Consider the following 10,558-nt stretch of genomic DNA (forward strand, 5'->3'; position numbering starts at 1 on the left):
TCGGAAACAGGCAGCCGCGATCAGAGTGGGGCGGTACAAAATCGACCGGACGATCAAGTCGTTCGAGGGTGCAGACGCTCGCGTAATAGTGCACACGATCAACTGCGAATCAGTGGGGCCGGGGCCAGACGACCGGCGTGGCCCGCGATGGCAACGCTCGTTCAGGTTGGCCAGAGAGGCAGTCGAACTGGTTCTCGGAGAAGAATACAAGGACATCATCGCACCCCACCTAACCAAGCTGGCAGTCAAACAGAATCCCGACCCTATCGAGAAGTGCCTGATCGACTGGCTCGGTAAAGACTTCCTGAGTTGATGTCAGAGCTGTAAGTCGTTGCAGGATGTGCACCGCTGGCACCGCCGCAGAAACGGATCCCCAAATATCACCTATGAGTGATATTATGACGAAGTGTCGATCTGGAGTGTGGACGTCGAGTTGGTCGAAGATTGGCTTGCACAGCTGGATCAGTCGTCCTATGAACAGGTTGTCGCTGCACTTGAATTGCTCGAAGAACGTGGGCCTCAGCTCGGTCGGCCGCTGGTCGACACGGTCACTGCCTCCCGCCACAAGAACATGAAGGAGCTACGGCCGGGATCGAGTGGGCGCTCGGAGCTGCGAGTGCTGTTTGCGTTCGACCCGCATCGAAAGGCGATCTTGCTGATCGCGGGAGACAAATCAGGTCAGTGGACCAAGTGGTACAAGAAGAACATTCCGATCGCCGACGATCTGCTCGACACCCACATCGAAAACCTGGAAGGGAAGTGAACGTGATGGCAAAAAGTCTCGACGACATGCTCAACGCACGGCCCGTCGACCGGTCCGCCGTGGACGCGCACAAGGGCCGACTGCTCGAGGAGGTACGGGCCTACCGACTCAAGGAACTCCGCAAGAATGCTGCCTTGACTCAAGGTGAGGTCGCAGACCGTCTCGGCGTCGGCCAAAACCGCATCTCCAACATCGAGCGCGGGGACCTCGCACGAATTCAAATCGACACCCTGCGCCGATACGTCGAGGCAGTAGGCGGTTCCCTGCGTGTCGAGGTCGAACTCGGAGACGACCGCTTCCACATCGCCTGACCGCAGTGCCGGCCGGTCACCTACGGCGGTGGATCACCGTAGGTGACAACCATCGAGACGATCTCCGGACCGGGCAGGATGACGCGCATCCACTTGTCGGGAACCTTCGCCATCTGTGACGCGGCAGCATCGCGGACAGACAACGGGGGACTCAGGACCAATTCCCTGTTCGCCATCTCCGGGTCGGGCGTGTATTTGGCGACCCGCCCACCCCAGACCGTGCCGCTTTTCATTTTGACCAGGGCATATGCGACACCTGGGTCAGGTAGATCGTCACGCAGGACCGACCTCCATGCGGAAATGTCGGAGATCGCGGCTTTGTCCGTGCGGTAGACGAGACGGAACGCGCCGTAGGAGATGCCGAGCGAGACCCCCAAGCAAAGGGCTGCTGCCCACGACACCGCTGCGAGGTGCGCGTTGACGTAACCTGAGCCGCCGCGGATCATCGACGCCGGATCCGGAAACGGGTACTTCTCCCATCGTGCGGCGACGATCATGCCGATTACTGTCACCACAGCTGCAGCGCCGGCACTGCACAGCGTCGACATCAGTGTGATCCGGCTGATCTCGGTGAACACCGTCTCGTGTCGACGGGTGCGCTTGGTGACGCTGGCCAGGTCGTACAGCAGCCCAGGAGCTACGAACACGAAGAAGGCCAGCACTGTCAGCCAGGTACCAGGTGTCACAGTCAGTGGTCGAAATCGCCCCACTGGTCGGAGACGGTTTCCCCGGACGCGGGCGGCGACTCCTGGCGTTGCTCGACAACCACCGGAGCCTCGACGTGCAGCGAGTCGATCGACCCCAAGATCGTGTCCGGATCCTTCGGAGGCACCGCGTAGAGCGTGCCGTCGTCCTGAGCTTCTTCAATACCCATGCCGCTGTCCGTTCGTTCACTCGCGCCGGCACTACTCGCCGCCACTCTGCGCCGTCAGTGTGCCCCATCACCACGACACATGGTGATCGAACCGATGGTCACCCGAAGCTGTCGAGGTCGAGGGTGATCTCGACACCCTCTTTCTCCACCACGATCTTCGCATGCACTGCGCCGGCCGCGGCTAGGTACTGGCGCAGGGTCGAAAGCAGCAGATCGTCGCGATTTTCTATTCTCGATACCGTGCCCTGATCAGTGTCGAGGATCGTTGCGACTTCGGTCTGAGTCAGCTTGCCCGCTTTGCGGATGTCCGCCAGGCCTTGTGCGTAGATCCGGTTCACTTCCGCGCGCTCGGACGCGTAGCGGGTGACATCGTCAGCGATCAACGGGTCCGCAACGAGTCGGTCGATGCGATCATTTCCGCGAATGAATCGGGTCTTATCCGACTGTTCGGTCATCGTTGATCTCCTTCTGTCTGAAACTTCCATGCTCGGACTGCGGCGTCGGCTCGGGGTCCGACACTGTTGTAGAACACGTCGCCGATTCTCGATTTGTCGCCCGCGAACAGTGCCACTACGACGGTGTTGCTGTCGGGTGGGAACCAGCAGATCAGCCGAAATGCGATGTCGGGGTCGAACGGATGGGCAGTGCGCCAGACCTGGTGTTGACCTGATTGGCGGACTCGTTTCAAGTCGGGTTCATCTTCTTGTGGACAGCCTCGCAGGCTCCGCAACAGCGAGAGTGCATCGGCGGCCCACGCGAGGAGGCGCCGGGAGAGCTCGTCTCCTCCTCTGGCCGCGAGAGACCCGATTCGCCTCGTGGACTGAGGAAAATCGGGTCTCTCGATTTGCTTTGGTGAGCTACTCGGCCAATCGACGCAGACCGAGTACTGCCTCTGCGGCGGCGATTGCTTCTTCCTTACGTTCGCTCCAGCCCACGTTATCCCCCGCGTCGATCATGATTGGGTTTCGCAGGGGCACCTCGTACGGAAGCGTCCCGATACCGGTGGAAACCCACAGGTGGAACGCGCCGCCAACCTTCCATCCACCGTCCGACTTCAGTATCGCGGCGACGTTGTGGGTGACATTGAGCCACTGCGTCGCCCCGATTCCGCCGTCGTCGTATTCGTAAATAGGGCTGACGCGTTTTCCGGGGCCACGGCCTCGGTTGTATTCCTCGTCCGGAGTCGCCGCAACAGGGAACCCGTCCAGCCAATACTCCTTAATGATGGCCCTCACCTCGTCGCCCAGCAACGCCCAACCATCGGCATAGCCCGTCATTCTTTCCTCTTCGTTGTGTGCCCTGCCGACTGGCACTGTTCTACGCACGCGTATCCATGACCATTCAAGCGGACATATTTCCAATACTGACTCGGTAAAATCCTCGCCCTGGAGCAACGGCCGCGACCAGTCAATCCGACGTACCCTCGAACAATCGCTCAATCCGACGCACATGTTCACGCGTATAACCAGTCCGACGAACAACCTCCACCTGCGAAACTCCAGACTGTCGCGCGCGCCAAATCTCGCCGTACAGAGCATCCCGAGCAGCCTTCTCCGCGACTACTGCACGCTTGTGCGCCTCGACGGCCTTCTCCAGCGGATCCATGCAGGTGACGTTACCGTCCGACCTGGACGCGAAACGATTCTGAACCGAGTCCACCCTGAATGCTCGGCCAAATGTCCTTCTCACACTTGCCAATGTGACATGCATGAGGCATCCTGAATGTCACATAGAGTTCTTTCCTTCGTGCTTCACAATCCGCGACAGCTCCAGTCACGCTGACCGCATCGCAGACAGAGGACCTCATGACATCCACGGCAACAAATGTCCATGCCCACGCGCAGCGCGCCTGCGACTCCCTCGTCGACCTTGCCGACAATCTCGACGCACTCGGCCGCTACAACCTCCCACAAGACATCCACACCGCAGCCCTGACCGCACAACACATCTCAAACATCCTCAAAGTCGCTTACCAAATCGCGTTCGCCTACCACAACGCCATCCCAGCACCCCGCGATGCGCTCAAAATCTACGACGTCGACGAACGCTCCTATCTCCGCGTCATCCGCAAACACAGTCTCTTCGCCTTCCGTTCCGGATACGACGCATTCCGCTGCTTCGACGACATCCACGACGTCGCACGACGACTGGAAGCGACAACCAACGCCAAGACCGCAGAGCGACTGAGACCGAAGGGCGAGTAGACATTCCGCCCACAGACTGATCCGTTCACTGTCGTACCCCTACACAAGGATTCCGTCCATGCCCGTGCGCGCCATACCTGGACTTACCGATCTCGCCACTCTGCGACCAGATCTCGCCGCAGAGTGGGATGCAGAGAGAAACAAACGGCAACCGACCGATATCACGCCGAAAAGCAGCATCCGGGCGTGGTGGCGATGCGGAAAGAAGCATTCCTATCAGGCCTGCGTCGCCGACCGCACTGCCAAAATCGGTCCAGGATGCCCCTACTGCACACTGATCCGCCCAATTCCCAATGAAACCGACTTACCTACGACTCATCCCGAAATCGCGTCCCAATGGCACCCCACCTTCAACGGCGACCGGACGCCTACCGGCTTTACAGCAAAAAGCAACTGGAAAGCTTGGTGGCGATGTGCCGGCGGTCACGAGTACCAAACAGAAATCACAAAACGCACCAACAGAAAATATGGGTGCCCACACTGCGCAGGTCGCTACGCGATCACCGGGGTCAACGATCTCGCGACAACCGAACCCGAGATTGCAAAGGAATGGGACACCATCCGAAACGATCGACCACCAACTGCAGTCAAGACAGGATCCGAGTACAGCGCGTGGTGGATTTGCCCAGACCGCAGTCACTCGTACGCATCAAGAGTCGAGCAGCGCGTAAAAGCGATAATTGGCTGCCCTTACTGCGGTGGGCGGTTACCTATTCCAGGTGAAACCGATCTCGCCACGCTACGGCCGGAGGTCGCGCGCGAGTGGCACCCCACCAAGAACACGCTCTCCGCCCACGACGTTCTCGTTGCCTCGAACAAGAGCGTCTGGTGGGCATGTTCCAGTGGTCATGAATGGAAGACCACGGTCGCCAGTCGAACAGGAAAATCTGCGACAGGCTGCCCGGTCTGCTCGAACCGGCGGATCGAGCAGGGGATAAACGACCTTGCGACACTTCGACCTGACATTGCTGCCGAATGGCACCCAACGCGAAATTCGATCTCATCGGAGGAAGTTTCAGTCGGCTCGGCCAAGAAAGCCTGGTGGCTGTGCACCCAGTTCGGACACGAATGGCAAGGAACCGTGAATAGTCGCACGCAAGGCAACGGCTGCCCAGTCTGTTCAGGCCGACGCACACTGGCTGGGTTCAATGACCTCGACACCACCCACCCACATCTGGCCAACCAGTGGCACCCGACCCGTAACGCCCAAACAACCTCTTCCACGAGTCCAGGATCCGCATATCGCGCATGGTGGATCTGCCCAGCCGGCCACGAGTACTTGAGCGTCGTAAGCGCACGCGTCAGGGGACGAGGCTGCGCCTACTGTGCAGGGAAACAAGCCCTCGCAGGATTCAATGACCTCGCCACAACACATCCCACAGTGGCTGCAGAGTGGCACCCGACCAAAAACTCACTCATCCCGTCACAAGTAACAAGTGGAAGCAAAACCAAGATTTGGTGGCAGTGCGCCGGGCAGGGACACGACTACCAGGCCACCGTCGAAACCCGAACATCAGCCGGCACTGGATGTCCCGTCTGCACCAACAGACGAATAGTAGTCGGATTCAACGACCTCGCCACACTGCGACCAGAACTCGCGGCCGAATGGCACCCCACCAAAAACCTGCTCACCCCCGCCCGAGTTGGAGCCGGAAGCCATCTCAAAGCCTGGTGGCAGTGCCGAGACCACGGACACGAATGGCCCGCTGTCGTGGTTTCCCGAGTGAACGGTCGACAGTGCCCCATCTGCGCTGGACGCAAGGTCCTGCCAGGTTTCAACGATCTCAGAACCACCCACCCCGCGATAGCATCTGAATGGCATTCCACCAAAAATACAGGTACACCAATTGATTTCAGCGCCGGAAGTGATTCCCGCGTATGGTGGCGATGCCGCGCTGGCCATGAATGGGAAGTCTCGATCGGTTCCCGCACGGCAGCCGAAACCGGATGCCCACATTGCTGCACTATTGGAACCTCAATGCGAGAACAGGCAATCTGCCAGCTCATCGCGAAAGCGTTCAATCAAACCGATTACACAGGTCCTGCGGGTGTCGTCGGGTGGAGATGGGGAGTCGATCTCGCGCTGCACCATCAAAGGGTCATAGTCGAGTACGACGGCTGGTATTGGCATCGGGACAAGGCGGAGAAAGACCTCCTCAAAACACGAGTGCTCGAGAAGGCAGGATGGACAGTCATCCGAATACGCGAAACCACCGCGAAACGCCCGCTCCCCGAGCTACCCGTGACCACGATGGAATGCACCTCCACCGAACGTGCAGAAGCAGTGGCGCTGCGGACTATTCAACTTATCAACGAAATTCACCAGCATTGAATGCGCGAGACAGCAATCCCCATCACACCATCTACCGGTCGCAAGCACGCAGAATGATGCCCGCGTCCCTCAAACTGGACAGTTCAAGGTGACGCGGGCATCCGTATGACGACATTCAGTTCGGTGTCACCAAAACCTGCAACTGTCGACGGCCATCGTAAGCTCCCCACTGGCGGCCATTTATGGCGCATTTTGTGGCCATGGTTTCTCCCCGCGTACGGCCAGATAGTTCCCCACCTGCTGTGAGTCAGATTCGGTCCCGGCAACGCTGGGTGGATGAAATCGAGCAGGGAGATCATGGAAATTTTGGAGGCGTACGACCTCACGGGTAGTTATCGGGCGGCGGCGGAGCTGGCTGGGTGTGATCACCACACGGTGGCCCGGTATGTGCAGATGCGCGCTGCGGGGCAGCCGCCGGACCGCCGGCGGCATCGAGCGCGGGCGATCGACGACTTTCTGCCGAAGATCGAGGAGTTGGTGGTCCGCTCGCAGGGCAAGGTCCGCGCGGATGTCATCCACGAACGGATCGTCGCGCTGGGGTTCACCGGCGGTGAGCGGACCACGCGCCGGACGGTCGCGGAGGCGAAGGCCCAGTTTCGGGCTGGTCGGCGGCGAGTGTATCGGCCGTGGGTAACCGAACCTGGGCTGTGGTTACAGTACGACTTCGGTGACGGGCCAACGATTTCCGGCCGGAAGACGACGTTGTTCTGCGCATGGTTGGCGTGGTCGCGATTTCGGGTGGTGATCCCGATCTGGGACAAGACATTGCCGACGGTGGCGGCGTGTTTGGATGCGACATTCCGCCGCTTGGGCGGGGTTCCGGTCTATGTCCTCACCGACAACGAGAAGACCGCGACGATCGATCACGTGGCCGGGATCGCGGTCCGCAATCCGGAGATCGTGGAGGTGGCACGGCATTACGGCACGACGCTGCGGACGTGTTTACCTGCTGATCCGGAGTCGAAGGGAGGAAGTGAGGCGACGGTGCGGATCGCCAAAGCCGACCTGTTGCCGAAGGAGGTGAACCTGCGCGAGCAGTATCACTCTTTCGGTGAGCTCGAGTCGGCTTGCCGGCAGTTCTGCACCGACGTCAACACCCGCGTCCACAGCTCTACTCGGCGGCGGCCGGTCGAGCGGCTGGCCGAAGAGTTGCAGCGGCTGCATCCGCTGCCGAAATCTCCGTTCACCGCGGTGTTCGGCACTACCCGGCGGGTGAACTGGGAGTCGACGATCTCGGTGGAAGGGGTGCGGTATTCGGTGCCGCACACGTTGATCGACACTCGGGTCTGGGCCCGCTTCCATGGTGAGGAGCTGATCGTGACCGCCGTCGACAATGATGGCGGTGCAGTCGAAGTCGCGCGGCACCGCCGCGGCCAACCCGGTTCACCGGTCCTCGACAACGACCACTACCCACCCCGCCCAGACCGCGACGCCGCCGACCGGGTGCCCAAGCCTCGTACCGCCGCCGAGCTCGCCTTCCTACAGTTGGGCCAGGGTGCCAACAGCTGGCTGGTCGAGGCTGCCGCCGCGGGAGCGCGCCGCATCAGGGCGAAGATGGCCGAGGCCGTGGACCTTTCGAAGCTGCACTCCCCGGACGCAGTCGACAGAGCGTTGGGGACGGCGGCGATGACCGGCCGGTTCGCCGATCGGGACCTGATCTCGATCCTCGACTACCAAGTCACCCACGAACACGCTGATCCGGTCCGTCGCAGCGAGAACCACACTCTGCAACCGGGCACCGCCGCCTGGTCCACCTTCGGCCAGACACCAGCGCCGGCCAGCCCAGCCACTACTGACGATGAAAGCGATGACGCCTGATGAGCACCCCTTTGCGCACTGTTACCAGCGCTAACGGCGACCCGTTGGCCGAGGCGATCGACCTGACTAAACGCCTGAAACTGCCCCATATCCGCAGGTCCTTGAGCGATATCATCCCGACCGCGAAAGCCCAACGCTGGGACCCCGCCGAAGTCGTGCGGGTTCTCCTCGCTGAGGAAGCCGCCGGCCGGGACCGGGCGAACCTGCACACTCGCCGCAAACGCGCGGGTTTCCCTACCGGCAAGACCTTCGGCGACTGGGACGAAACGAAATCGTCGATTCCCCGCGCCACCCAGGACGCGCTCCGCACCCTGGAGTGGGTCGGGCGGCGTGAATGTTTCTGCGTCTGTGGGCCTTCGGGAACTGGCAAGTCTCACTTCACCGAGGCACTCGGGCAGGCCGCAGTCGAAGCTGGGCTGGCGGTGTCTTGGTTCACCATCGAAGACCTCGGTGCCCTGGTCCGCCGGCACCGTGCCGACGACTCCATCGCCCGAGCCCTGACGAGGATCATCCGCTCCGACCTGATCATCGTCGACGACATCGGTCTGCTCCCGGTCTCTGAAGACGCCGCCGAAGGATTCTATCGCCTCGTCGACGCTGCCTACGAACGCCGAGCGATTGCCGTCTCGAGCAACCTGCACCCCTCCGGCTTCGACGAGATCATGCCCAAAACATTGGCCACCGCCACCGTTGACCGGCTCCTGCACCATGCGCACGTCGTCGTCACCGACGGCGACTCCTTCCGCCTCACCGAAGCCACCACCGGCAAGGGGGTGAAGCCCTTCAGCTAACCCAAATCAGAAAGCGGGTGGGGAAAAACAACTGGCCGCCACCGGGGAGAACCCGTGGCCACCAGCGGGGAGAACTACTGGCCGCCTACGGGGAGAACTTCGTGGCCATTGACAGTGAATCGCCCAGAAGGCAAGAAACTCGTAACCGGGGAAGTCGGGCCCGGCCAGAGCCGGTGAAATCAACGCCTGCGTACTCAATACAAGCCCCCAGTAGTAGGTGAGGGCGAACGGCCAATGTCGGTGCGACCACAATGCGTAGATCGCGGACACTGTCGCGAGATCGGTGAGTTGTAAGGGTACGGATCCTCCTAGCGTGGGTGAGGACAGCGAGTAGAGCACCGCCGAGCCGTATATCACCGCCAGTATTCCGCCGAGGGCGCGGCTGAGGTGGCGAGCTTGCGCTTCGGTCTGTCTACGTCCCGCCCAGATCAGAAACACCGAACCCGCGACAAACAGAGCGATGGCTGCCCAATGCGATGGGCCGTACGCCGAGAACTCGGGTTGTGCAGAATACACATCTCTCACTTCCTCAGCGCCGCCGAACGCACTGTTCCATAACAACCTTCGCAGATAGCTGTCCCAGTTCGGAAGTGCCGTTCTCCGGCTTAGTTGACGATGATCGTGTCCGCGGTGCGAGAAAGGGCGTAGCTGTGCAGTGGCTTCTGAGCAGGTCGTTGCACGACCGAGCCATCGACGATGGAGTATCGGCTGCCATGACATGGGCAGTTGATCGTTCCATCGCTGACCTCGGAGACTACGCATCCCTGGTGGGTACATACCGCAGAGAAGGCTTGGAACACGCCTTCCTGCGGCTGGGTGATCACGACTTGCTCGTCCGCCAGAATGACTCCGCCGCCGACAGGAACCGCTGATATCGGAACCTCGGCACTGCCCAGGGTTACGCCGGGTGCATTGCTGTTGTTCTGGGTGCTACATCCGGCAACGGCGAGACAAGTTGTCGCGCAGGCTGTGAGGAGGACCGTTCTGCGCCCGACCTTGATGTCGGATGGATCGATCGTGCTCATGCGGGGACCACCAAACCAGTGAGAAACATCAGGAGTATTCCGACACCGACGCCGACGAGAACCATCGGATCCAGATCCGAGCGGCCTTGTGTGCGCAAGGACGGTGCAATTTGGATGACGACCTGGATGATTGCGCCGACCCCGACTCCGAGCAGCAACGCAGATACTTCACGGTTGTCGACGCCCGCCCCGATAACAGCACCGAGAATTGCCGGCGCACCCGCGATCAATCCCAACCCCAACAAGGTCAACAGGGGGGTACGTCGCCGAGCCAACGGTGCGATGATCGCGAGTCCCTCTGTTGTGTTGTGCAGGGTGAATCCGATAACGAGGAACGCGCCGAGCGCAAGCTCACCTACCGCATACGCGGATCCGATCGCGAGGCCTTCTCCGAGATTGTGCAATCCGATGCCGATGGAAATCATCAGTGCCAGTCTGAG

At 60.8% G+C, this 10,558-nt stretch carries 14 protein-coding genes; 7 read left to right on the forward strand and 7 right to left on the reverse strand.

Annotated features, from left to right (window positions below):
• From ACH4F2_RS34800 to ACH4F2_RS34810, 3 genes are all read left to right on the forward strand, one after another.
• Window positions 1–313 (forward strand): hypothetical protein (locus ACH4F2_RS34800; RefSeq protein ID WP_398136711.1); only part of this gene is annotated, 313 nt, incomplete at its 5' end.
• A gap of 93 nt (window positions 314–406) precedes the next feature.
• Window positions 407–763, forward strand: a complete 357-nt coding sequence (locus ACH4F2_RS34805) for a type II toxin-antitoxin system RelE/ParE family toxin (RefSeq protein WP_003944240.1) — start codon at window positions 407–409, stop codon at window positions 761–763.
• A gap of 5 nt (window positions 764–768) precedes the next feature.
• A complete protein-coding gene (locus tag ACH4F2_RS34810) occupies window positions 769–1,074 on the forward strand; it encodes a helix-turn-helix transcriptional regulator (protein ID WP_037131447.1) in 306 nt (101 codons plus the stop codon).
• A 20-nt stretch (window positions 1,075–1,094) separates the two neighbouring features.
• Here the strand turns inward: ACH4F2_RS34810 and ACH4F2_RS34815 are convergent, their stop codons facing one another.
• The 4 genes from ACH4F2_RS34815 to ACH4F2_RS34830 all read right to left on the reverse strand — a co-directional run bounded on the left by ACH4F2_RS34815 (window position 1,095) and on the right by ACH4F2_RS34830 (window position 3,225).
• Entirely contained in the window at window positions 1,095–1,784 is a 690-nt protein-coding gene (locus tag ACH4F2_RS34815) for a DUF6338 family protein (protein WP_350835209.1), read from the reverse strand.
• Window positions 1,763–1,948: a hypothetical protein gene (locus tag ACH4F2_RS34820; protein ID WP_003944200.1), complete on the reverse strand. Its 186-nt coding sequence runs from the start codon at window positions 1,946–1,948 to the stop codon at window positions 1,763–1,765. Before ACH4F2_RS34820 ends, ACH4F2_RS34815 begins: the two co-directional genes overlap by 22 nt.
• A gap of 98 nt (window positions 1,949–2,046) precedes the next feature.
• Complete coding sequence (locus ACH4F2_RS34825) at window positions 2,047–2,403, reverse strand: helix-turn-helix domain-containing protein (protein ID WP_003944213.1); 357 nt, start codon at window positions 2,401–2,403, stop codon at window positions 2,047–2,049.
• 402 nt (window positions 2,404–2,805) lie between these two features.
• Window positions 2,806–3,225, reverse strand: coding sequence for a hypothetical protein (locus ACH4F2_RS34830; protein ID WP_003944284.1), 420 nt, complete (start codon window positions 3,223–3,225; stop codon window positions 2,806–2,808).
• A gap of 528 nt (window positions 3,226–3,753) precedes the next feature.
• Here ACH4F2_RS34830 and ACH4F2_RS34835 point away from each other — a divergent pair.
• From ACH4F2_RS34835 to istB, 4 genes are all read left to right on the forward strand, one after another.
• Entirely contained in the window at window positions 3,754–4,152 is a 399-nt protein-coding gene (locus ACH4F2_RS34835; protein ID WP_003944286.1) for a hypothetical protein, read from the forward strand.
• Between the two features lie 58 nt (window positions 4,153–4,210).
• Complete coding sequence (locus tag ACH4F2_RS34840; protein ID WP_003944198.1) at window positions 4,211–6,484, forward strand: zinc-ribbon domain-containing protein; 2,274 nt, start codon at window positions 4,211–4,213, stop codon at window positions 6,482–6,484.
• A gap of 276 nt (window positions 6,485–6,760) precedes the next feature.
• Window positions 6,761–8,302 carry an IS21-like element IS1415 family transposase gene (istA, locus tag ACH4F2_RS34845; RefSeq protein ID WP_030538069.1) on the forward strand — a complete coding sequence of 514 codons (1,542 nt, stop codon included), beginning with the start codon at window positions 6,761–6,763 and terminating at the stop codon, window positions 8,300–8,302.
• Window positions 8,302–9,093, forward strand: coding sequence for an IS21-like element IS1415 family helper ATPase IstB (istB, locus tag ACH4F2_RS34850; RefSeq protein WP_003944771.1), 792 nt, complete (start codon window positions 8,302–8,304; stop codon window positions 9,091–9,093). Before istA ends, istB begins: the two co-directional genes overlap by 1 nt.
• Window positions 9,094–9,099: 6 nt before the next feature.
• Here istB and ACH4F2_RS34855 read toward each other — a convergent pair whose 3' ends face one another.
• From ACH4F2_RS34855 to ACH4F2_RS34865, 3 genes are all read right to left on the reverse strand, one after another.
• Window positions 9,100–9,813, reverse strand: a complete 714-nt coding sequence (locus ACH4F2_RS34855; RefSeq protein ID WP_352391938.1) for a TIGR02206 family membrane protein — start codon at window positions 9,811–9,813, stop codon at window positions 9,100–9,102.
• Window positions 9,699–10,118: a ubiquinol-cytochrome c reductase iron-sulfur subunit gene (locus ACH4F2_RS34860; RefSeq protein ID WP_011331647.1), complete on the reverse strand. Its 420-nt coding sequence runs from the start codon at window positions 10,116–10,118 to the stop codon at window positions 9,699–9,701. Before ACH4F2_RS34860 ends, ACH4F2_RS34855 begins: the two co-directional genes overlap by 115 nt.
• Window positions 10,115–10,558, reverse strand: a 444-nt coding sequence (locus ACH4F2_RS34865; RefSeq protein WP_398136712.1) for a ZIP family metal transporter, incomplete at its 5' end; no start/stop codon positions are given. The genes ACH4F2_RS34860 and ACH4F2_RS34865, both read right to left, overlap by 4 nt.

The sequence above is a fragment of the Streptomyces sp. NPDC017890 genome, from assembly GCF_044328675.1.
Lineage (GTDB): Bacteria > Actinomycetota > Actinomycetes > Streptomycetales > Streptomycetaceae > Streptomyces.